Below are 22360 nucleotides of genomic sequence, written 5' to 3'. Positions count from 1 at the left end.
CTATATCCGCAGACAGACCGCGTAAGCCCGGGCAGACGCCGGCAAATCCATGTTCGTCTTGGCAACGTATCTCGTCAACGAAGCCTTTGGGGTAGTTTGCCACCGAGGAGTGTCTGCCCAGCTTCCGCCTATCGGATGAGCATGACAGCTCTGCCAATCTCGAACTGTTATTCAATGAAGTGAGCGTGTCGACCAGCCCCTGTTGGCCGCGCATCAGCGAGTTCTATGAGGTGAGAAAAAAGTTCACCGAAAATTAACTTAGATTAGCACCCGCTTGTATAGCATAATCTACACAATTCCAGGTGGCATAGGGGGAAATGATGAGCGTCTAAGCTGGAGAGATCCGGCTAAGCCTTCACGGGTAGAACACTTCAAAAAATCCAGGAATTGTGAGGGGGTTATGGCGACCGCCAGAGGGTCGCTTTGTGTATAGGCAAAGTTGGGGTACTAGTATGGTTTCTGCAATCGGACTGCATAGTTTCGATTCGGCAAGTCAACGAGAAGCTGCTTTGAACAGTACGGGAAGGGGTAACGAACAAGCCGACAAAGAGTGCCTACTTATCCTGGACGGAAGGGCCCTGGACCGGGAATGTCTGGCATCAGCCCTTAAAGACCATGATCTCGGTATGGCCATTGCCGCCATGGGTGCGATCGAAGAATGGCGCATAAAGAAGGAGTCTTACCCTTCTCTGGCTGCCATTCTATTCAACCTTGGCGGGCGTAAATTAGCCGACCGCGGCATTGCAGATGAGATTAGATTAATCTCTTCAGAGTTCAGCTCTGTTCCGGTAATAATTTTGTCTGACACAGATGATCTCGGGCAAATACTAACAGCGCTTGAATGCGGTGCACGTGGGTACATCCCGACTTCAGTTGGTATTGATGTCTGTGTCGAAGCCGTCAATCTTGCAGCGGCTGGCGGCATCTTTGTACCGGCCAGCAGCGTTTTGTCCATGCGCCATCTGATCGATTCAGGCGGCCGCGACACGCGTCCGTTGACGACTATGTTCACGCATCGGCAAGCTGAAGTGGCTCAGGCGCTTCGGCGCGGCAAGGCGAACAAGATCATAGCCTACGAATTGAACCTGCGCGAAAGCACGGTGAAGGTGCACATCCGAAATATCATGAAAAAACTGAAGGCGACGAATAGGACGGAAGTCGCCTATAAGGTCAACGATCTTTTCGGGGAAGGCGCTCTCGCGCAAGAGTGAGTGGTTTCAGGCGGTGCGCCGAGGTCAACCCTCGGCGCACCGATGGTTTTCCTCCCCTTGGCGGTGGGTGGGAACCACCTGGAATCAGTTGTCATGCCCGATGCTGCAAATGATAGTTTTGCCAGGACGAGGCTCTGCTGGGTGCAGGACACTCCAGCCTCAACGAAAATCCTCCATGTCCACTCAAGATTCCGCGATTACCAAAAAGGCTGCCAATGATTGCACCTATGGACGAATATCGTTCCCTCGGGGCTTCGTGCACGCCTGGCCGACCGTCTAAAGAGCGGTACACATCGGTTCCATTAGTAACAATGCGTGTGTCGCGGCCACCGCAACAAGCAATTTCGGGTCCAAGTCCGCGACGTGATGCATCTGTCTGATGATCTCGGCCTGGCATGTCGATCGCGGCAATCGACTTGCCGGCGCTTTTTGTGGCCGGAGGCGGAGCAATGGACTTGCAAATGCCGCCGCCATAACCAGCGTCTTGTCCTGCTTAGTAGGGCGCGGGCACATCCGAGGCGTTGCGCAGGGCAGCATGTCGGGACTTGAATTCGCTCGAGCTGACGATGCCAAGGGCAATGCTATCACGCGTCATTGATCCTGCCCGCAACTGACGGGAATAGGTTTCGATGCCGTAACTGTCTGCGGGGCGATCCAGCAGCATCAGGTAAAGAAAGCCGATATAGGCTCGGTCGGTAAGGCCAATCGTGGCATATTTGGCCTCGAATTCGTCGGAGCGGAACATTTCCATGATCACGGCAGTGAGCGTGGCGTCTCCGTTCTCGAGGGCTGGCGACCACCGATCCAACCCTGCGGCATCGCCATCATGGCCAAGGACGAGGCAATAGGCAAAATTTATCTGATGGACATAGGTGAACCGGCCGGCAAACTTTGCTTCAGGGGCGCAATCTCGGTGTGGCTTGGGCAACGGCTGCGGGCCACGGGTAATGTCGCGAACAGCCATGTAGGCAGGCTTTGGTTCACCGGCTATCCATTTGCCGTTGTTGTTCTTGCTAAGTCGAACCAGCCCCATATTGGCTTCGAAGCTCGGCGCCCAGTAGGTCTCATCCAGCAACTCGTAGATGTGCGCCGCTTCGACTTTGTACGTATCCTGGAGTTCGCGAAGCCGTGTCATTGCCTGTTTGACGCCGTCGGCCTGCTGCCGCTCGCTGTGCTGACTTCCGTAGGGGTTGTTGAATTCGGTGACCCAGATGGGTTTGCCGTAGCCGGAAATCTCGTGGAAAGCCCATTCCGGATCTTCCCCGTACATGTGCCAGACCGAGATGTCCCAGGCGATTCCGTCCTGTTTCATCCGCGCGAAGGCGCCGGTATGGCCCCATCCAGCCGTACCCATTGCCTTTTTGATGCTCGGGTCAACTGCTGTCATGCCGTCGGACAGGCCCTTGAGGGCAGCGCTCACCTTCACCCAACGCGGACCGTAGTAGTCGAGCGCTCCGGTTCCACCTGCAGGCCCCCAGCTGCATGGATATTGTGATCCGTCATCGCGTTTCTCGCAGGGCTTTATGATGGCATAGATTTCCATCTCATTGCCGAGTTCCCAAACGCGGATATCGTTCTTGAACCTGCCCCCAAGGACGACCGCCAATTGCCGGGCCTGACTATAGAGTTCTTCCGGATCGTGCTTGTCCAGGTCTAGTCCCGGCGTGATCACGGGGAGTATTTCGATCCCTCTTTCTTTACCGGCCTTCACGACCCGAGCAAGGGTATCTAGTTGATCTGCGGCGGTGATGTTGACCCGGTATGATTTGAGACCGAGGTTCTTGACGAAATCGAGTTGTTTTTCGATCGGAACATCCGGGTAGGAAATCACCGGATGGCCGTTCACGCCCCAGAGCAAATCGGCGGATGCGGGCGCCGATGCTATCAGCAACAAAGCAGTCGCGGCTGCGAAACGAAACGACATGGCGATCATGCCTCCCTGCACGACGATCAATATTGGGATTGTCGGAACTGCGGGACACGGGAGCAATTGGTCAAAATGGATATGGGAAGCTTCGCGTTACCTCCTTTGGAGGCTACAACCTAGCCATCAAGCGGCATGACCATTGGAGTGCCGCTGCCCCGATTCAGCACCCGGATGAGCGGGGGGTGACTGCCGAGGATGACTCAAATTGATTGCGATGTGCGCTAACCAACGGGGTAACTGCGCTCGCGGTCAATTACCCGTAGACTTCCCCGAAATCGGCGTCGACCTGGATCATAAGCTCGAGATATTTCCAAGCGATCCAGCGCCAGGAATAGCTGCTCGCCCTGGTATGGCCCTTGCCAACCATTCGCTTGCGCATATCTGGGTCGACCGCTAGCTGGCGAACGTTTTCGATCCATGATTGGACGTCGTCCGGATCGGCATAGAGTGCGGAATCTCCGCAGATTTCAGGCAAACAGGGCGAAGTCGAGGCTATGACCGGGCAACCCGACGCCATAGCCTCGATAGCGGGCAACCCAAAGCCTTCGATCCGTGATGGAAACAGGAAGCAGAGGGCGCCTTCAAGCGCCTTTTTGAAGTCGTGATCGCTTATGCGCCCAAGAAGGATGATGTTCGCCGGCATTTTCGGGACGTGCCGCAAGACCGTGGTTTCGTCGATGTCACCCGGCATCCACAGATCGAGGCCCATCTCATCTAGAAACGATGCGAGCTTAGCGAGAAGCCCCATGTTCTTGTATTCTTGATCCCGCCGGCCGAGGCAAACGACATATGGCCTGCCCCGATTGACAGCCAAGGATGATATCGTCGCGTCCCACTTCTTAGCATGGTCGCTGCCGTTGTAAGTAACGACAATGTTCTCCTCGCGCGCTATGCCGAACGCGACCAAATGACTGCGGGAGAGTTGCGAAACCGTAGTGATCCGTGCAGCCCGCCTGCCCAGCAGCGGAAGGATCAGGCGGTGAGCCCAACGGAACCCTCGCCCGTAGCTCGACGGCATCAACCTTGTATGCATGTCGTGGATGCATGCGATCTGGCGTCTCAGCACGACCGGTGCGAGGTTGCAAAAGCTCACCAACCCTCCCGGCACATGCCAGGGCAACTGCGCCTGTACCCAGAACTGGGGAAGTCGAGGCCTGTTGAATTCGGGGACGACCCGCACCGCGATTGCCTTCAGATGAAGAGGCTCGGCAGGCTGGCGCGGCACCACGAGATCGATCTCAAGGTCGCGACCCAAGGGATGCCCTTCGGAAATAAGGGCGTCGAGAGCCATCGTCACCTCGTGGGCATAACGCGCTATCCCATTGCGTCGAAGCGTGGTGAAATCACCGTTTATCGTCCACCGGCGCTTTGGCGGCACTAAGTCCGCCAATGTCCGGCCCGGATGGCCAATCAGGTACTGCGAGCCTCCGGGAAGCGATCTTGCCACCACGGCGGCAACGCTGTGTCCGTTCAAATTCCCCGATTGCACCGCCGGCGCCGCATCGAACTCAGATTTGCCGATCATCACGTCCCCCGCCTTGCCGCCCCAACATCCAGACTAACACTCTCTGAACCGCAGCGACCCTCAAACGTTTGAGGTAGCTCCAACGCTCGCCCTCGCCTGCCTGGATGATGCTGCGCGCGTCCGCACGACCCAACGGCTGTGGTGACCCCACGCGCTGACGGTTTCAAACTAGGGACATGGAGAGGGTGACATGGCACGGCAGTGGACGATCAACGGGCGTTTCCTTTCCCAACCGACAACGGGCGTCCAGCGTTATGCCGGAGAGATCGTGCGTGCGCTGGATGCCCTGTTCGCCGAGCAGGCGCCGCTCACCCGTGGGCTGGAACTCAGGCTTCACTGCCCACCTGGCAGCTCAGACATCGCGATCAATTCCATCGAACGTTGCGAGATAGGCAGCAGGGGTGGGCACCTATGGGAGCAGACCCGGCTAGCCGCCTCTCTTCGGGGTGGCGGGCTCCTCAGCCTGTGCAATACCGGCCCGCTTCTGTCGCGCAAGCACATTGTCTGCATTCATGATGCAAATGTCTGGAATGCCCCAGAGAGCTATTCACTTCGCTTCAGGACCTCCTACAAAGCGCTGCTACCCTGCCTCGGCAAGACTGCATGCAGCATTTCGACCGTTTCCAATTTTTCGCTAGGCGAGCTGGTTCGGCTGGGCATCGTTGCGGAGCAGAGGGCCTTCGTTGCCCCCAACGGTCATGAACATGTCCTCCGATGGAAGCCTGAACATTCGGCGGCGACACGATTGGCGGCCTCGCGTGAAACAATCGTCATGATCGGCGGCGCCGCACCTCACAAGAATGTGAAGCTCATTCTCGATATGGCCGAGCGCCTTGGCAAGGCCGGACTGAAGATCGCGGTCGTCGGCATGTCGGATTCGGACATTTTCAAAACAGGATCAGCCAGAGCTGAAGCCCAAAATATCCATTGGCTCGGACGCATTTCCGACAACGAGTTGGCTGCTTTGCTGATGGACTCGCTTTGCCTGGCCTTTCCTTCGCTAACTGAAGGCTTTGGTCTTCCGGTTGTCGAGGCAATGGCGCTGGGCTGTCCGGTCGTCGTGTCCGAACGCGCCAGCCTGCCCGAGGTCTGTAGGAACGCAGCTCTTTATGCCGCTGCCAACGACCCGCAGGCGTGGTTCGACCGTTTCATGGGGCTGCGCAATTCCAAGGCGCTACGCGTGCAGTTCATGAGGAAGGGAAAAGCCCGAGCCTTGGCATATAGCTGGAGAGCGAGCGCCTTGCGCTACCTGCAGGCGATGGCTCTTGCCGACGGTATCGATCCAGAGACCAGGATAGTCAGGTTACGTGAACTCACGTGATCGTGTGAAGTGCCTGGACCGCTCCGATCGAGTCCAGCATGGCGCGGTCGAAATTCTCTTCGGAAAAGCGCTGCGCGTTCCGAGCGCAGGCCCGCGGGGTGATGAGGTGGCTGTTTTCCTCGAACCGTTTGACCGCTTCCTTGAGGTGATCGATGGTCTGAGCCTTGAACAGCACCCCCGTCGGCTCGGAATTTGACCCCAGGCTGCGTGCAATATCGACCGCGCCGCCTCTCCCGAAAGCGATCAGCGGCGTCCCGCAGGCCTGCGCCTCGGCGAGCGCGATGCCGAAGTCCTCGCAACCCGCAAAGACCATCGCCTTCGCTCGGGCAAGCGTATCGATATAGTCCCTGCGAGGAAGGAATCCCGAGAATGTGACGTTAGGACCTGCCAGCGCCCGCAGGCTGGCCGATTGCTGTCCTTCGCCCACTATGACCAGCCGTCGCGACGGCATCTCGTTGAAGGCCCTGATCACGAGGTCGGTGCGCTTGTAGGGGGCCAGGAAGGACGCCGAGACGTAGTAATCGTCCTTGTCCTCGACACAGGGCAGTTCCTTCAGCGAGACCGGCGGGAAAACAACCTTTGCGTCACGTCCGTAGATGTGGCGGATCCGAGAACGCACATAGTTGGAATTCGCCAGCATCAGGTCTGGACCGTGCGCGGTTCTCGTATCCCAGGTCCTCAGACGGTGCAGCATATAGCGGTAGAGTATTCCCTTCGGACCGAAACCGAGCTTGCCCTGCTCAAGATACGAGAATTGCTCGTCCCAAGCATAGCGGACAGGGCTGTGCACATAACACAGATGCGGCTGATCAGGCCTTGTGATCACGCCACGAGAAAATGCGGCCGACGACGAGATCACAGCGTCATAGCCGGTCACGTCGAACTGCTCGATCAGAAACGGGCAAAAGAAGAAGAGAGACCGGTAGAATTTCCGCACCAGAGGGATCCGGTTGGCCGGAGAGGCATGAAATTGCACGTCGCGGAAGTATTGCTCCTTCACCTCGGCCGGGAGGAAATCGAAAAGTGTGAATACCTCTGCATTGGGAAGCTGCTTGCAGATTTGCGCCAGAACTCGCTCGCCGCCCCGGAAATTTGGGCACCAGTCGTGAACGACCGCTATCCTGGCATATCTGTCGAAGTCGGGCGCCGGGGCAGCCGGAAACTCCTCAATCGGCATTTCGACCTTGGCCGCGATGGCCAGGTCGGAAGAACGTTCATGGAGCATGGTTCTCCCCTTTCTTTTAAGCCCGAGTTTCCGTTTTGTGCGGGGACCATCGCAAGTTGTCCGATCGATCACCGACCGCTGCCGGCGCGTATGCGCCTACCGCTTATGGTCGTGACCCGCTTGCAGGAAGTACGTCAAAAGCTGGTACTCGATGAGGTAGGCCGCGTTGGTCGCGCCCACTTTTATTCAAGCTGTTTGAGCCATCGCGTCATAATATGGTCAGGGGGAGCGACGCCTGGACGAAACATGAAACTTGCGGTGATTATCCCAACCCTCGGCCGCAGCGAGCAAGTAGCTCGCCTGCTCGGATATTTGGGCAGCCAGAGAAGACTTCCCGACGAAGTCATATTGTCGGCACCCGACGCCACACACATCGACCTGCCGGACGGCTGCCCCTTCCCTGTGTCGAATGTGTTCGGTCCAAAAGGATTGGCTGCGCAACGCAACGCCGCTCTCGTGCCTTCATTGCGGCGCTTCGACATCATAACATTCTTCGACGACGATTTCGTTCCATCCACCCAGTACCTGGAGCAGATCGAGCAGGCTTTTGCCGGAAATCGCGGATGGGCGGTTGTGATGGGCAGGGTCGTCAGAGACGGCGCCACCAATGCTGGTCTCACCTGGGACGATGCAGAGGCTGCGCTGAGGGAAGCCGAGGGCCTAAAACCGAATGGAGCGTCCGTGGTCGACCATGTCGGTGCCTACGGATGCAATATGTCGCTCCGCTCCTCGCTGGTTGGCGATTTGCGCTTTGACGAGCGCCTGGTCCTCTACGGCTGGCAAGAAGACATCGACTTCACAAGTCAAATGCGATCCAGAGGCCGCGTCGTATGCGTGACGTCGATCACGGGCGTTCATCTCGGAATCAAAACGGGCCGCGTCAGCGGAAAGCGGTTCGGCTACTCCCAGGTCGTCAATGCGATCTACCTGATAAAGAAGGGGTCAGTTCCAGCCTCTTTCGCACTGCCCCTTATGTTCAGGAACATTGCGGCCAACCTCGCAAAGAGCCTTTGGCCCGAGCCATATGTCGATCGCAGAGGTCGTCTCAGCGGCAACGCGCTCGCGATCCTGCATATCGCCATGGGGCGCATCGAACCCGAATACATCCTGAAGATCTGACGACGGTGAAGACAATGCGGAAATGGCTTTCAACAGCGGCAGGGATTTCATTGGCGGCAGCCTCTGTCTGTCCGTATCCGGCATCAGCCGCGGAGTACCTGCTTGGGCCGCAGGACAAGGTCAGGCTCAAAGTCTACGAATGGCGCGCATCGCGTGATGTGATCTTCGAGTGGGCGGCTCTCAACGACAGTTTCACTGTCGGTGCCGACGGGACTCTCTTCCTGCCATTTGTCGGGCAGATACGCGCGGAGGGCACCGCTCCTGGGACTCTCGCCCGCGCCATAGGCGATCGGCTGATGCAGCAGATGGGACTCGGCCGCCAGCCGGATGTCGCCGTGGAGATTGCCCAGTACAGGCCGTTCTATGTGGTCGGCAACGTCAAGCAATCCGGAGAGTTTCCCTACAGGCCCGGCCTGACAGTGCTGCAGGCGCTTGGGGTCGCCGGCGGGTTGCCGATACGCGAGGATGATGTGTCTCGGCTTGGACGAGAGTTCATCACGGCCCGGGGCGATGTCGGGCTGCTGGCTCTGAACAATGTCAGCCTGCTCGCACGCAAAGCGCGGTTGCAGTCAGAGCTGGCCGGCAGTGACGACATCGCTTTCCCCCCTGAACTGAGGGACAGGGTTTCAAACGAAACCGTTGCCCTTGCAATGAACCAGGAACGCAAGATTTTCGATATCCGAAAGGATGCACTGGCGACCCAGCTCCGTTCACTGCGAGACCTCAAGGACTTCCTGCAACAGGAGCTGGCCTCGCTCGAGCAACAGCTGACTTTCCATGACAAACAGATCGAGCTCATCCAAAAGGAGCTCGCGGGTGTCTCGAATCTCGTGCAGAAGGGCCTTGCGGTTGCACCACGGGAACTTGCGCTGGAGGGGACTGTCGCCCAGATGCAGAGCGACAGATTAGCGGCCGAGACCTCGATGCTGCGTGTCAGGCAGGAGATGAGCAAGACAGACATCGAAATACTCAACCTTAGCAATCAGCGTTCCAGCGAGGTCGCCGAGGGCTTGCGCGAAACACAGCAGCAGCTCAACGAGGTGACCAGCAAATCCGACACCGCAGTGCAGTTGCTGAGCGAGACGCAGGTCGCTGTGCCCGCTCTGCTGGCGCTAAGGCAGAGTGCGGCGAGGGCCAAGCCGATCTTCACCATTGTGAGGCCGAAAGACACCGGCACGGAAGAACTTGCTGCCCAAGAGACAACCCTTGTCGAGCCGGGCGATACCATCAAGGTCGAAATCCCCCTGCCGCAGTCTGGCTTGGACAGCTTGCCTGCAGCGGATGCAAGCGTCCAGGCGGACACCACTGCTGTTGGAACTACGAACTGACCAGATCCGCTTGGCGCGAACCAGGCCAGCATCCTGGCTCCGTCGATGCTCACCAGGACCGCCACCTGTTGCAGGTGGGGTTGGATGGCTGGGGCGTTAGGCATGGGGCTGCGACCCAAAAATATGTGGCTCTACAAGTACCCCTTTGCAATACCGCAAACAGCATTCCGAAGCACCGTATCTAGCACTTGCCTTGCACTCCTAGGCCGCCTATCAGTTGGCGCACGGTGGGTCTCGGCCCCTGACGGAACTCCCCGCCGCGGAAAGCCAACTCCTTCTGCGGGTGCCACTGGAGATATCGGTGCTCACAAGCATACTGGCCGTATCGGTGGCAGGGATACTTCTGGGTCTACGCTTCAAGGCTGCCGCGCTGCTGGCAGCGACTGCAGTGCTTCTGATCGCAATCCTTGCCTGGAATAGCCTAGGCCTGTGGGGCCATGTGACTGGTGGCAAATCTCTGGTTTTGATATTTCTTTTGGCTTGCGCCTACCTCGCAGGCTTGTCTCTGTCGCACTACTGCAATCGAAACGAGAAGTGATCGTTCGACGTTTCAGGAGGCCCTGCCGACCCGCATGACCGCGACGATGGTCCTGAGCAAGATCACGATATCAAGCCAGATCGACCAGTTCCGCACATAGTGGCTGTCCAGCGCAACGCGGTTATTATAGTCCATGCTGCTTCTTCCACTCACCTGCCAAAGACCGGTGAGCCCCGGCCTTGCTGCGAGGTACTCTGCCTGATGCTCGCCATAACGCCTGAGTTCGTCCTCGACGATCGGCCTTGGGCCCACGCAACTCATGTCACCGCGCAGTATGTTGATGAGTTGGGGAAGCTCATCCAGGCTGGACTTGCGCAGCAGTCGCCCGAAAAGCGTAACGCGGGGATCGTTCCTGATCTTGTGGGTCTCTTCCCACTCCTTGCGTGCGTGGGCGTTGGACTCGAGATATGCCTTCAGAACCTCGTCCGAATTGGCGACCATCGAGCGAAATTTATAGCAATTGAATGAGCTTCCACCCAAGCCTACTCGCCTATGCGAGAATACAGCTGGACCGCCGGCCGTAACCTTGATCAACAGACCGACGACAATCATGACGGGCGCGGCCAAAACGAGCGCTGCGCCGGCTATGGCCAGATCCATGATCCGTTTGAGGAGGCCTCCAATCGGAGGGTTCGTCTTTCCGGTGAGGACACCCGGCAGCTCATTCAACACCGTTCCGGTGCTGGCGTAGTCACGCGCAGAAACAACATGCAGGATCGCCCTGCTTTCGATCGCGGCCGGCACAACGGGTTGGCTCCAAAGCGCCTCACCCTGGTGCTGCTTTTCGAAGGCGTTTGTCATGTGACGGTCGCTGTTTCTCGTTGATTAACTTCGACAGTCTTCCAAGGACGGAACGTGCCGGCAAGAAATGCAAAGGAGGTAGCGCGATACTCCAGGGGCTACCCCCTATCCTCACATATGATTGCTCTACACGCTTTGCCGGCTTCCGAAAGCGCTCTGCTTAGCGGCAACCCGACGGTGCTTGGACGTCATTACCCTCGCGTTCGCGAGAAGCACGCCAAGTATAGGCGTCCTGGAGGCCTGAAGTGTTCTCACGAGTTCCCGCAGTGCGTCGACGTGCGTCTTTCCCCACTCCGCAACCACCACGACACCGTCGAGCACGGATCCAACGACCAGGTCATCCGCCCCGGATTCAAGCGATGGCAGGTCAACGATGACGATATCATAAGCGGCCAACTCGTAGCCTGCCGCGTCCCCAGCAGTAACTTCAGAAAGGAAAACCTGCATGTTCCTTGGCACGAGCAGGTTCTTTGCATCCACGACGGAACTTGAAAGAACGTCGAACCGCCGCCCCAGAGCGCGTATGATATTGTGTCGAGCGGGATCCAGGCACTCGTTGCTCTGGACGTTTGAGTGCCCAATCAGTCTTGTGGTAATCGTCGACCTGCGAACATCAGCGTCAATCACCAACGTCTTTAGACCGGACATCGAATAGAGCGTGGCGAGGTTGCTGACTACGGAAGTCTTCTGACTGTTGTTCGAAACAGCGGTTAGTCCAAGAAACTTCACCGGATGGTTCGTTTCCGCCAAGCTGATTTCGGTTCGCGCTTTCCTTAGGCTCTGGCTGTATCGCGACCACGGATGCTTGGTCACTTCGTCGACATTTCCGAATTCCCTGCGCCTGCTCGTGGGCGGTAGTTCTCCGACGCACTCTATTCCCAGATTATCGCGGACATGACGTGGCAATCGTATGGTCCAGTCGAACGAATGCCGCGCGAAGGAAAGGCCAATGCCGAGAATGAGCCCTGCGACGCCAGCGAAGACCAACACCAGCTTCGGTTTTGGAGCGCTTGGAAAAAGCGGCGGCGTCGCGGCAGTGATCACTCTTGCATCTGCAACCGGGTAGGATTGCTGGCTTACCGAATTGGTGTAAGCCTGCAGAAAGCTCTCATACATTTTCTGATAGGTGTCAGCAGTTACCTCGAGTTCTTCGAGAGTAGGTTCAGAATTAACGCCGCCACCGGCACTTGCACCACCTCCTACGCTATAATCGTGCCGAGAGCGAAATGCCTGCGCCCTTGCCATGGCCTCGTTCATCTGGGTGCGCAGCTGCTGAAGGCGTTTTTCCAACCATGCTCCACCTTCTCTTGCCGAATCGGCCTTGGTGTCGATCTGTTCATGCACGAAGGCGTCAGCCGTTGCATTCGCAATCTTGGCGGCGCCCTCCGGATCGGCGGAGGTGAAGGATATGTCTATCGCGTAGGAGACACCTACCCTTCGCACATCGAGGCCACTGAGGAAAATCAGCATGCTGAGACGGGACTTCTGGTAATCGGTCAGCTTTGCGGTCGACTCCGGAGCGCCTAAGCCGATATGCCCCCAGAGTGAGTTCAGCCGTGCGCTTTTCTCAAGCCCTAAAGCCTGCACCATTATATCTTTGAGTTTCCTGATTCTTTCCTGCAACATCGGTGTCTCGGGGCGATTGAAACTCGTATCCTCAATCAATTTCAACTGATCAATTACCATCGAAGCAATCTTTTCAGATTGCAGTACTGCGATCTGACTTTCAATTTGTGCGGTGTCCAATGACAGATTTACTTCACCGCCCTCCTGCAAATGTTGCGGTAGCTTCGGTTCGATCAATATCTGGGCGCTGGCTGTAAAAACCGGATCGGTGGTCAAATCGTAGAACCATGCGACCAGGAGTGCCGCGGCAAGGCAGGCCGTAATTGTTCCGACATAATGTCTCAAAAACCCGGTTATGTCCGAGAGGCCGACGAATTCCTGTCCGACATTGGCCTGCTGATTGGTTGCCAAAGGCCATTGGTTGGCGAACAAGCGGTTCATTCAAACGTCTCCGGCGGGCATGGGAGAGTCCTTCGTGCACGCCGCCCGATACAGAGCTTCATGGCGTCCGCCCGATGTTCTCATAAGAGCCGGGGCCCGCGATCCCGGCTTTTGCAGAAAGACTACGCCGACGTGGGGGAAGGTAAACGCCGCCAATTGGCGTAGACCTACATCCTTTGCGAATGAAGAATGCGCGGCAGACCGGCCCTTATCTTGGCTAGAAATGACTTCTGCTGTTCCAGCAGCAACTCTCGTGCTTGGTTTGCCGCAAGATCGTGCGAGAGGATAACCAGTTTGGCTGAAAGACGTTCGCCCCTATCCCCGTTTTCCGTCGCCTCCAGGCAAAATGCGGCACAATCTGTCATTCGTTTCCGAGCTTGGCGAAGTCGTTCCGATTCCCTTTCGATCTCCGGCTGAATGAGGTCGAGGGCACGCGCCAAAGCCTGGAAACGCCTATCATCGACGTTCTTGTGAAAGGAGAATCCGAATGATGTCAGCGGCACTACAGAGCCACAATTGATGTTGGCGCCCGATGCGGGCCTACCCCCACGATACGCGACCCCCATGCCTGGACGAGATATCCTTTCGATCATCGATCGGCACCACCTATTGGATGAAGCGGCACGAGCCGCGGGGTAGCGCTACCCGAATTCATGAAGGGGCCGAGGTTCGCGGCCATGCTAGGAATATTGGCGCAATCCCGGAGCGGTAGCCGTGACCTTAACGATAGTCGCCCAAGCCAGGCCAAACACATTCGCGTTCGAGAACAATGCTCTCATCAAAGCCACTGGCTTCCGGGAATATGATGCGCGGTGGTGGTTCGGCCACCCTGGCTCGGAGAAAGAGCCCGAGCTCAATTTGATGGGCGCCCAAGCACTGGGAATGGGTCTCGCCACTCTGATCCGCCGAATGGGGGTCGGCCCGGAGATCGTCACGGGTCACGACTTTCGCAGTTATTCAATGTCCATAAAGATGGCGTTGGTCTCAGGGCTGATGGCGGCTGGCGCACATGTCAAGGACATCGGCCTGGCGCTTTCCCCGACCGCCTATTTCGCCCAGTTCGCACTCAACGCTCCGTCTGTTGCGATGGTCACGGCTTCCCACAATGAGAACGGCTGGGCCGGAGTTAAAATGGGCGCACAGAGACCGCTAACATTCGGTCCTGACCAGATGACAGCCCTCAAAGCGCTCGTACTGAACGGCGACTTCGATCTTGTCGGTGGCGGCGGCTACGAATTCGTGTCCGGATTTCGTGAGAAATACATCGACGACTTGACTGCCGGAAGGACGGCTCGACGCAAGCCGCGCGTGGTCGTGGCCTGCGGCAACGGGACGGCTGGCGCATTTGCGCCACAGGTGCTGAAGACCATCGGCTGTGACGTGATCCCACTGGACGTGGAGCTCGATTACACCTTCCCGCATTACAACCCCAATCCCGAAGACATGCAGATGCTGCATGCCATCCGGGACAAGATTCTGGAGACCGGTGCCGATTTGGGTCTCGGCTTCGACGGCGACGGCGACCGCTGTGGCGTCGTCGACAATGAGGGCACCGAGATCTTCGCTGACAAGGTCGGCGTCATGCTGGCGCGAGACATTTCCAGCCTGCATTCGCAATGCACCTTTGTCGTGGACGTGAAATCAACCGCGCTTTTCATGACGGATCCAGTTCTGGCGCGAAACGGCGCGCGCACGGACTATTGGAAAACGGGACATTCCTACATCAAGCGGCGGGTAGCCGAGCTTAACGCAATCGCCGGCTTCGAGAAATCGGGACACTTCTTCTTCAACCCGCCGATCGGGCGTGGCTATGATGACGGCCTTATCACGGCGATTGCTGTCTGCGAGATGCTCGACCGTAATCCGGGAAGGACGCTGGCCGAACTCTACCGCGCCCTGCCCGTGACCTTCGGCACCCCAACAATGTCCCCCCACTGTCCCGACGAAGTCAAATATGGCGTCGTCGACAAGGTCCTGGGCGACTTCATGAAAATGAAGGGGGACGGGACCGAGTTTGCGGGGCAGCCGCTTGTTGATCTGGTTACCGTCAATGGGGTGCGTGTCGTGGCTCAAGACGGCACCTGGGGTCTGGTCAGGGCTTCGTCGAACAAGCCCGAAATTGTCGTCGTCGTCGAAAGCCCCGTCTCGTCGGAGCGACGTCGACAGATGTTCGAGGCGATCGACGCCGTCCTGCGCCGCAATCCAGAGGTCGGAGCCTACAACCAGACATTCTGAGAGGAACCGAAGCATGGCACACCGGATCGTAAGTTTTGTTATGAGCGGCGGGGTCGGGTCCCGGCTGTGGCCGCTCTCGCGCGAAGACAATCCTAAGCAATTCCACGATCTCTCGGGGGATGGCTCTATGCTGGCGAAGACGGTTCGGCGCCTGAAGGCGTGGCCGGACAACGAAACGCCGATCTATCTGATAGCATCCGAACGCCATGCCGAACGCGTCATCTCCGACATTAGTTCGCTCGGTCTGAACGGGGGAAAGCCAATTTTCGAACCGCTGGGCCGCAATACGGCCGCAGCGGTCGCCATTGCGACACTGCAGACGATTTCGGAGCACGGCAACGAAGCGCTTGTGCTCGTGGTTCCCTCCGACCATGAGATATCGACCGAGACGCAGTTCTGGGAGACCGTTGAAGCGGGTATGCCCGCCGCCGGCTCGGGAAGCATTGTCGTGTTCGGCATCAAGCCCACTCATCCAGAGACCGGGTACGGATACATTGAGGTTGCGGCCAATGGTGACGGCGCAGCCGCGGTCTCACGCTTTGTCGAAAAGCCGAACATCGAGACGGCGCAAAAATATCTGTCGTCGGGGAGGTTTTACTGGAATGCTGGTATCTTCCTTTTTCGTGCCGACACGATGCGGAGGGCTTTGCTCGAGTTTCACCCGGAGATCTGGGAAACCGCCGAACGCGCCTTCAGCACTGCCAAGGTGGATGTGTCGGGCGTTTACCTGCCGCAAGGCTTCTACTCGGCTGTCCCCTCCACATCGATCGACTATGCAGTCATGGAACATGCGCGGGGCATCGCGATGGTGACGGCTTCGTTCCGCTGGAACGATCTTGGGTCGTGGCAATCCTTGCTGGAGGCCAGCCCCGTGGACGGAAACGGCAACGTCGTAATGGGCGATGTCGTCGCCATGGACTGCGACAACTCCTACCTCAGAAGCCAAGGTCGGCTGCTCACCGTCATAGGAATGAAGGATGTGGCGGTGGTCGCAACGCCGGACGCCATATTCATCGCCCCGGTCAGCCATAGTCAGAATGTGAAGAAGGTCGTCGAGCAACTTGAGAAGAGCGGGCGCCTCGAGACGAAATTCACAGCGTCGGAAGACCGGGTCATTGTCAGCGGATCATGGCGCAAGCGCGTCGAGCACTGGCTCTTCAACGAGACCCTTCCGCTTTGGTCAGACGCAGGCGTCGACAACGCGCATGGCGGCTTCCACGAAGCGCTCGGTTTCGATGCCAGGCCATTGGGCAAACCCAAGCGGATGCGCACGATGGCTCGCCAGATCTATGCTTTCGCTGTGGCCAAGGAACGTGGCTGGACGGGGGCCGCCGACAAGCTCATCGATCATGGTATAGACTTCATCGCAAAATACGGCCGCACAGATCGTGGAGGCTGGGTACGCACCCTCAATTCCAATGGAAGCGTGGCCGATCCGGCGGAGGATGCCTACGACCATTCCTGCGTGCTCCTGGCACTTGCTCATGCCTATCGCTGCGGCCACCAACCTGCCCTTCAGCTTGCACAGGAGACATTTCATTTCATCGATTCGCACCTTGAGGATGGGAGCTTAAATGGCTTCCTCGAGACACCAGGCTGGAACGGGGTTCGGTCCTCGAACCCACACATGCACATGCTCGAATCATTCCTTGCCTGGTACACCGCAACCGGCGATCGCGCATATCTGCGTCGAGCGGCTCGCATCATCGATCTATTCCGCAGCCATTTCTTCGACCAGGAAAGTTGGACGCTCGGCGAATATTTCGATGCCGACTGGCTGCCGTTGCCCGGAGACAAGGGACAGTGGACCGAGCCTGGGCACCATTTCGAATGGGCCTCCCTGCTCGTCGACTTCGCGCGGGCAACCGGACAGAAAGATCTGGCTGCTTACGCGAGGAAACTCTATTCGTCGGCGGTCGCCAGCGGACTGAATCGAGCCACAGGGCTGGCTTATGCGGCCGTTTCGAGACAAGGGATGCCTCTCGACAGGCTCTCGCGCAGCTGGCCTCAATGCGAAGCCATCAAGGCGGCGATCGCGTTGGACAACATCGGTGGGCCTGATCTGAAACCCGAGATCGAAGCTCGCGTCGCGCGCCTTTTCAGATGGCATATCGATCCCGCGCCGCTTGGCCTGTGGATGGACAGGATCGACGAGCGCGGTCGGTCGCTGGCGACGGAGGTTCCTGCCAGCATCTTCTACCATTTGGTGACGGCATTGATGCAATATCTCGACAAGACTGAGGGGCAGGTTCAGGCGTTTCCGGGACTTTCTCTGAAAGCGGACAGCCTTGTTGCGAAGCAGAATTATGGTTGAAGAAAGCGACTGCTCATCGCGTCACGACGCGGCAGATCTTACTCCAAACAGGGAGTCTTCTCACCGTTCGCGCTGATGCGGTGGGAGGTACCGCTAATTCGGTATCTTCTTGCCTCTGTGTCACCATGGCAAACTGCGGTACCTTAAGCAGAGGCCGCGCCCACAAACACGAGGGTTTCCCGGCTTCTGGCGGCGTAAACTTATCAAAGTGTGGGAAGTAGAAGCTTTTTGTCCGGGCAGCTGAAGGGCGACGATGGCAAAAAAGAAATCGCGGGACAGGCGCAGTGGTGATCTCTTGAAGCTGCTTGCAACAAGACCTCGGGTAGTTGCGCTTGCAGCGCTGCATGTGAGTGAATCGGTCCTCTTGGAACTTGAAGCATCGGAGTTGTTATCTCCGGCGCAGATCAGGGGCCTGCTGCGGGATGCGTCCCTGACGTTGCGCAATGCCGCCGACCAGGCGGACAATCGGAGCTGTCTCGTTGCCAGTGAGATCGTTGAGTCAATGAGGGAGAATTTTAAGAGGAGTAAGTCATAGATAATACAAGCTCTAGGCGGCATCAATCGACCCGTGGCCTATTCCGATCCAGGTTTCGACAGGAGATTGATGTCGTGGCACCTTCCTTTGGCGAGATCTGAAAGAACGCTCATAAGCTAAAATTTAATATGCATGATGAGTTTCAGGAGGGTACATAGGAATTGGGTAGGGTTAGGGATGACACAGGCTTCACGTTTTTTTTCGAGAGGAGATGAGCACAGTTTGTCATACGTTGGACTTAACGATGACGACGCCGCTCTGATCAAGACCCTCGGCTTCGCCGCGAAGCGGTATCTAGTCGACGCGGTAATCTTCAGCCAAGGTGACGACAACGATCGTATTTACGTCGTCGAGTCGGGTTGGGGGTGCATTTCCCATGAGCTTCCGGACGGGCAGCGACAAATTCTCGATTTTGCCCTGACTGGCGATGTCGTTCTGTCTCAATCACCTGGAAGCGGCTCTATTGGGACATTCGTAGCTCAAACTGAACTTTCATTGCTGGTGGCACCCACCAAGACATTGACGCTTGCCGCTATGAAATCGCCTCGTCTGTTCGCGTTCATCGTTGGAGCCCTCTTGCGCAATGGGGCGGTTATGGCTCAGCACCTTGCCAGCGCAGGACGACGCAACGCATTAGAGCGGACAGCACATTTGCTGCTCGAGCTGACAGCGCGTCTGCAACGAGTAGGCGCAGTTGACCGCAACGGCTTCGACTGCCCGCTCACCCAATACGACCTCGCTGACGCCCTTGGCCTTACTCCGATCCACGTCAATCGAATGCTGCGGGAACTTCGCGAGCGGAAGTTTCTCGAATTCCGGCAGGGCCATGTCCGCCTGCTCGATTACCGCGGTCTGGCGAAGTTCGCTGGATTCGACGGCGAATACATCAAGAGTTGAGCGCCGGGCGCCTTAGCCTTTGGAACCCTCGCTTTGGTAAAGCGCGCTCGAGCGCTGGACTGGCCGCAACGGAATTCCCATTGGTGAATAGCTGCAGCGATGGAAAGAGAGTTGCGCCGAGCTACAAACCAGTCCGAACCTGCCGCTCCGCTTAGGCAAGCTTTTGCGTGTTTCTTGAGCCTAGCAAGTAAGATCGGGCATAAAGCTGCGTCAGCCTGGATTAGCTGGCAATATGGCCTGCAGGTCCCACATTTGCCGTTTATTCGGAGTACGCCTGATACCAGTCACGCTTCGCCTCTACTCCTTCATTATTCGTTTGGATGAATTCTTCTTATATAATCAATAGCACATAATCGTTGTCACCGGGCGCGAAGTGGATCCTGCCGGTCAGGTCCGGCGGCGGTTGCCGCTACCCCGCAGACTTCGGGCCGCACGCGCTCATTTGGCCGGGAGCGGAATCCGCGCAAGCGGCCCGACAGCCTGTTGGGGTGCAACTTGTCTGACCATCGGGCCTCACCGGCTCCCTGGGTGGCGTTGCCGGCTGGAACGATGGTAATATTAGGACCTTCGAAGTAACACCTTTCAGAGCCGTTTTCCCCGGCTTTGTGGCACCCGGTGAAGTTCTGCTTGGCTTCTGGGCTAGCACTGGGGGCGGGTCGGTCGTCCTCAGCAATGCAGAGCTCGATCCGTTTGCTCAATCGGCTAATGTCGCTGCGTCGTCACAGAAGTCCGAACCGATAGAGCGCGCTGACCGCAAGTGGGCGGAAGATCGCACCATAACGCCCGGCTACGGGCTGACCCCAACTCTGCTTGTAGTCTTGCCCGGAACCGAGATCGAACTGGCGATACGCAGCGCTTGCCGCCCATTCGATCGAAGCCTGCATTATGCGGACACCGACCCAAAAGCCGTCGTATTCGGGGTCGCGAACGATGCATTGGCCGAGCACGGCACCGTCCTGACACATCAGGACGGTGCCGGCCGTGCGCCGACCGCCGTCGAGCAGGTGCAAGGTGTGGAACTGGATCGGACTGTCGGCGGTCTGCCGTTTCATGAAGGCGCGCCAGAACCGCAGACGATCCTCCGCGGCGACCGTCTCCTCGGCGTCGTTGCTTTCCCACACGCGGCTCCACTGGGTGCAGCACCATTCCAGGTCGCCCACATCGTCGACGCGAAGGCGCATGAACTCGTCGCAACGTTGGCGGGCCTTGCGCACATTCTTGCGGTGATTGCGGCTCCAGAGTGCCTCATAGTCGCCCTGCAGGTCGACGCGGTAGTTGTCTGGAGACCAGTAGGATCGCGGCTTGAGATCCACGACGCTCTTGTCGAGCCCCGCCTCGACCCGGACCTCGACACCCAGGGCGTGTAGCGCCCGACCAAGAGCGGCGGGAGAGGACGTGGGCGCGATTACGCCGGAAAGCGATTGATAGGCGACGGGCTCCCAGTACCGGCGGCGGCGACGCAGCGAGATGAGCGCGGTCGGCCGGCCGTTCTCCGTCGCCAGGGCGTGGCGCTTCTGGACGCTCGTAGGCTGGGTGAGTTCACGATAGAGATCGCGGTCGCAGCCGGGAATTGCCGGTAGGTCGTCTAAGACCTGGTCGAGGGTCGAGTTCCAGACATCAAACCAGGCGATTTTAACGCCCCGCGAGGTTAAGGGGGTGACGATGCGGGCAGCGGAGATCACGGCGGGCGCGGCGAGATGGCCCAACGCACGCTTGAAATCCGAGCCGGCGGCTTTCGCGCCGGCAGAATCCATGGCGTCAGAGTGATTCATCACCGGTTCCCCCTGCAGTCAGTGCTTGTCTGCCATCCAGGCAATCCTTCGAAGAAGCGGTCCGCCGGTGTTCGCGTCGGCCGGCGCAGGCGCCTGCCCCTGTTCGGTGTCCTCACCCAGGAAGCGCCGGAGGTGGGCAAAGGGCGCGCGCAGGCGCACAGGCGCCAAGGCCTGGATCCTGCCCAGCAGATAAGCCAGTTCGGCGGCAAACGGATGACGGGTCCAGCCCATGGCCAGGAACCAGAACACTGCGCCAAGCCCGCCGCCCAGGACAGTCTGTAAGACCGACAGGTTCATGTCGAGGCCGTTCAGTCCGATGACGACGAGCGGGCCCAGCGCCGTCGCGAGGGTGGCGACGGCGCTGGGCAGTAGGGCGCGCAGATATTCGCCGACGCTCAATTTCAGCCGCCGCATCAGGAACCAGAGGCCGACGCCCACCTGGATCGGCGTGGTGGCGAAGATCGAGAGCGCTAGCATAAATGGGCCATGCTGGGCCGCCAGGATCATGATCAGGCTGGTGATCGGCAGGGAAATGATCCAGGCCTTGGCCGTGTCTCGGATGCCGCCGACGGCTACCAAGGCCGGAAACATAAGGGGGACGGGGAAGCAGAGCATGGTGGCGGCCGCCATCACTTGCACCAGCGGGATGGAGGTCTCCCATCCTGGTCCCAGTAGGGTGTGCACCAGGGGATAGGCGAAGAGGATGACCATCGCCAGGCCCGGCCAGTGGAATGCGGTCAGGCTGGCGGCGGCTTTGAGATAGGGGGCCTTGAGGGGACGCCCCGTGCGCGCATGGGCGGCGAACCCTGGCAGGGCCACCGCGGAGATAGCCGATATGACTAGGCGGCTGGGCGTCTGTGTGACCTGTTGGGCTCGGCTGTAGAGACCTACATCGGTGCTGCCGCTGGCCCGCCCCAGCATGAAGGTTGGAATGACCTCCCCAAGGGTGGTCAGAAGGCCGGTCGCGGTGTTCAAGCCGCCGAACGCCAGAATCTCGCGCCATTTTGTGAGCTCGATCCGGAAGATGGACAGGTCCGGGCGCATGAGGACGGCAAAGACAAAGGTGGAGAGCGGATAGCTAAGCGAGCCCCAGGCGAAGCTCATATAGCCGAAGCCCATCATCACCAGGCCAGTTGTGGTGATGTTGCCGACGAGAGCGGAGCCCAGGTTGATGGCCGCGATGCTCCAGAACTTCAGGTCGCGGCGAAGCAGAGCCACGATCGGCGAACCGATGCTGGAGAACAGATAGCCGAATGCCACGGTGCGGACAAAGTTCTCCAGACGCGGTTCGTGGGCGAAGGCGGCATAGAGGCCCGCCGTCGCGACGAAGGCGGTCGTAAGGACGACGGCGACCGCCAGCATCAAGGTGAAGGCAGTGCGTATTTCCCCCTTCGAGAGTTTTTCGGCGTTGACGATGTAGTTGGTGACGCCGAAGTCCCGCATACCCTCGGCGAGCGCGACGAGGCTGGCGCCAAGGAAGGCAGCACCGATTTCGTTGGGTGTCAAAAACCGCGACGAAACATACAGCGTCGCCAAATTCAGGATGAGGGTCGCGTACTTCTCGAAATAGACCGCGACCACCGCGCGCCGGATGCTCGCCATTCC

Annotated in this window: 15 protein-coding genes; 7 read left to right on the top strand and 8 right to left on the bottom strand. The window is 58.4% G+C overall.

Annotated elements, in window-relative coordinates:
• Positions 1-452 precede the first annotated feature (452 nt).
• Positions 453-1211: a response regulator transcription factor gene (locus AC3CCE_RS00455; protein WP_023715467.1), complete on the top strand. Its 759-nt coding sequence runs from the start codon at positions 453-455 to the stop codon at positions 1209-1211.
• Positions 1212-1704: 493 nt separating this feature from the next.
• On the opposite strand, the gene AC3CCE_RS00450 is transcribed toward AC3CCE_RS00455, so the two are convergent.
• Together AC3CCE_RS00450 and AC3CCE_RS00445 are read right to left on the bottom strand one after the other, a co-directional pair.
• The gene (locus AC3CCE_RS00450; protein ID WP_488377066.1) at positions 1705-3144 is read right to left on the bottom strand and encodes a DUF4214 domain-containing protein; all 1440 of its coding nucleotides are present in this window, start codon (positions 3142-3144) and stop codon (positions 1705-1707) included.
• Positions 3145-3391: 247 nt separating this feature from the next.
• Positions 3392-4663: a glycosyltransferase family 4 protein gene (locus AC3CCE_RS00445; RefSeq protein WP_023697341.1), complete on the bottom strand. Its 1272-nt coding sequence runs from the start codon at positions 4661-4663 to the stop codon at positions 3392-3394.
• A 190-nt stretch (positions 4664-4853) separates the two neighbouring features.
• On the opposite strand from AC3CCE_RS00445, the gene AC3CCE_RS00440 reads away from it, so the two are divergent.
• Positions 4854-5984: a glycosyltransferase family 4 protein gene (locus tag AC3CCE_RS00440; protein WP_023697342.1), complete on the top strand. Its 1131-nt coding sequence runs from the start codon at positions 4854-4856 to the stop codon at positions 5982-5984.
• Here AC3CCE_RS00440 and AC3CCE_RS00435 read toward each other — a convergent pair.
• Positions 5977-7209: a glycosyltransferase gene (locus tag AC3CCE_RS00435; protein ID WP_023697343.1), complete on the bottom strand. Its 1233-nt coding sequence runs from the start codon at positions 7207-7209 to the stop codon at positions 5977-5979. The genes AC3CCE_RS00440 and AC3CCE_RS00435 overlap by 8 nt on opposite strands.
• Positions 7210-7455: 246 nt before the next feature.
• On the opposite strand from AC3CCE_RS00435, the gene AC3CCE_RS00430 reads away from it, so the two are divergent.
• Entirely contained in the window at positions 7456-8328 is an 873-nt protein-coding gene (locus AC3CCE_RS00430) for a glycosyltransferase family 2 protein (protein ID WP_023697344.1), read from the top strand.
• Between the two features lie 14 nt (positions 8329-8342).
• Positions 8343-9656: a polysaccharide biosynthesis/export family protein gene (locus AC3CCE_RS00425; RefSeq protein WP_023697345.1), complete on the top strand. Its 1314-nt coding sequence runs from the start codon at positions 8343-8345 to the stop codon at positions 9654-9656.
• 550 nt (positions 9657-10206) lie between these two features.
• Here the strand turns inward: AC3CCE_RS00425 and AC3CCE_RS00420 are convergent.
• The 3 genes from AC3CCE_RS00420 to AC3CCE_RS00410 all read right to left on the bottom strand — a co-directional run bounded on the left by AC3CCE_RS00420 (position 10207) and on the right by AC3CCE_RS00410 (position 13595).
• The gene (locus AC3CCE_RS00420) at positions 10207-10995 is read right to left on the bottom strand and encodes a sugar transferase (protein ID WP_023697347.1); all 789 of its coding nucleotides are present in this window, start codon (positions 10993-10995) and stop codon (positions 10207-10209) included.
• 126 nt (positions 10996-11121) lie between these two features.
• Complete coding sequence (locus AC3CCE_RS00415) at positions 11122-13002, bottom strand: GumC family protein (protein ID WP_023697348.1); 1881 nt, start codon at positions 13000-13002, stop codon at positions 11122-11124.
• Between the two features lie 167 nt (positions 13003-13169).
• Positions 13170-13595 (bottom strand): hypothetical protein, encoded by a 426-nt coding sequence (locus tag AC3CCE_RS00410; RefSeq protein WP_156940760.1) that lies wholly within the window; start codon positions 13593-13595, stop codon positions 13170-13172.
• 121 nt (positions 13596-13716) lie between these two features.
• On the opposite strand from AC3CCE_RS00410, the gene AC3CCE_RS00405 reads away from it, so the two are divergent.
• From AC3CCE_RS00405 to AC3CCE_RS00395, 3 genes are all read left to right on the top strand, one after another.
• On the top strand, positions 13717-15237 hold the full coding sequence (locus AC3CCE_RS00405) for a phosphomannomutase/phosphoglucomutase (protein WP_352625225.1): 1521 nt from the start codon (positions 13717-13719) through the stop codon (positions 15235-15237).
• Positions 15238-15250: 13 nt separating this feature from the next.
• Positions 15251-17551 carry a mannose-1-phosphate guanylyltransferase/mannose-6-phosphate isomerase gene (locus AC3CCE_RS00400; protein WP_023715461.1) on the top strand — a complete coding sequence of 767 codons (2301 nt, stop codon included), beginning with the start codon at positions 15251-15253 and terminating at the stop codon, positions 17549-17551.
• A gap of 712 nt (positions 17552-18263) precedes the next feature.
• Positions 18264-18983, top strand: a complete 720-nt coding sequence (locus AC3CCE_RS00395; protein WP_023697353.1) for a Crp/Fnr family transcriptional regulator — start codon at positions 18264-18266, stop codon at positions 18981-18983.
• A gap of 719 nt (positions 18984-19702) precedes the next feature.
• Here the strand turns inward: AC3CCE_RS00395 and AC3CCE_RS00390 are convergent.
• Positions 19703-20755 carry a GNAT family N-acetyltransferase gene (locus AC3CCE_RS00390; protein ID WP_084624839.1) on the bottom strand — a complete coding sequence of 351 codons (1053 nt, stop codon included), beginning with the start codon at positions 20753-20755 and terminating at the stop codon, positions 19703-19705.
• Between the two features lie 18 nt (positions 20756-20773).
• Positions 20774-22357 carry an oligosaccharide flippase family protein gene (locus AC3CCE_RS00385; RefSeq protein ID WP_488377065.1) on the bottom strand — a complete coding sequence of 528 codons (1584 nt, stop codon included), beginning with the start codon at positions 22355-22357 and terminating at the stop codon, positions 20774-20776.
• Positions 22358-22360 lie beyond the last annotated feature (3 nt).

The organism is Mesorhizobium sp. P160187, from assembly GCF_057766425.1.
Note: the sequence above shows the minus strand (reverse complement) of the source record. Positions and strands in the feature narration are given on the sequence as shown.

What these genes read in the sequence shown, in the direction of transcription:
- AC3CCE_RS00450 (WP_488377066.1), bottom strand. Translation starts at nt 3,144, where the DNA reads ATGATCGCCATGTCGTTTCGTTTCGCAGCCGCGACTGCTTTGTTGCTG.
- AC3CCE_RS00390 (WP_084624839.1), bottom strand. Translation starts at nt 20,755, where the DNA reads ATGAATCACTCTGACGCCATGGATTCTGCCGGCGCGAAAGCCGCCGGC.
- AC3CCE_RS00420 (WP_023697347.1), bottom strand. Translation starts at nt 10,995, where the DNA reads ATGACAAACGCCTTCGAAAAGCAGCACCAGGGTGAGGCGCTTTGGAGC.
- AC3CCE_RS00445 (WP_023697341.1), bottom strand. Translation starts at nt 4,663, where the DNA reads ATGATCGGCAAATCTGAGTTCGATGCGGCGCCGGCGGTGCAATCGGGG.
- AC3CCE_RS00435 (WP_023697343.1), bottom strand. Translation starts at nt 7,209, where the DNA reads ATGCTCCATGAACGTTCTTCCGACCTGGCCATCGCGGCCAAGGTCGAA.
- AC3CCE_RS00455 (WP_023715467.1), top strand. Translation starts at nt 453, where the DNA reads ATGGTTTCTGCAATCGGACTGCATAGTTTCGATTCGGCAAGTCAACGA.
- AC3CCE_RS00395 (WP_023697353.1), top strand. Translation starts at nt 18,264, where the DNA reads ATGACACAGGCTTCACGTTTTTTTTCGAGAGGAGATGAGCACAGTTTG.
- AC3CCE_RS00400 (WP_023715461.1), top strand. Translation starts at nt 15,251, where the DNA reads ATGGCACACCGGATCGTAAGTTTTGTTATGAGCGGCGGGGTCGGGTCC.
- AC3CCE_RS00425 (WP_023697345.1), top strand. Translation starts at nt 8,343, where the DNA reads ATGCGGAAATGGCTTTCAACAGCGGCAGGGATTTCATTGGCGGCAGCC.
- AC3CCE_RS00415 (WP_023697348.1), bottom strand. Translation starts at nt 13,002, where the DNA reads ATGAACCGCTTGTTCGCCAACCAATGGCCTTTGGCAACCAATCAGCAG.
- AC3CCE_RS00410 (WP_156940760.1), bottom strand. Translation starts at nt 13,595, where the DNA reads ATGATCGAAAGGATATCTCGTCCAGGCATGGGGGTCGCGTATCGTGGG.
- AC3CCE_RS00430 (WP_023697344.1), top strand. Translation starts at nt 7,456, where the DNA reads ATGAAACTTGCGGTGATTATCCCAACCCTCGGCCGCAGCGAGCAAGTA.
- AC3CCE_RS00385 (WP_488377065.1), bottom strand. Translation starts at nt 22,357, where the DNA reads ATGGCGAGCATCCGGCGCGCGGTGGTCGCGGTCTATTTCGAGAAGTAC.
- AC3CCE_RS00440 (WP_023697342.1), top strand. Translation starts at nt 4,854, where the DNA reads ATGGCACGGCAGTGGACGATCAACGGGCGTTTCCTTTCCCAACCGACA.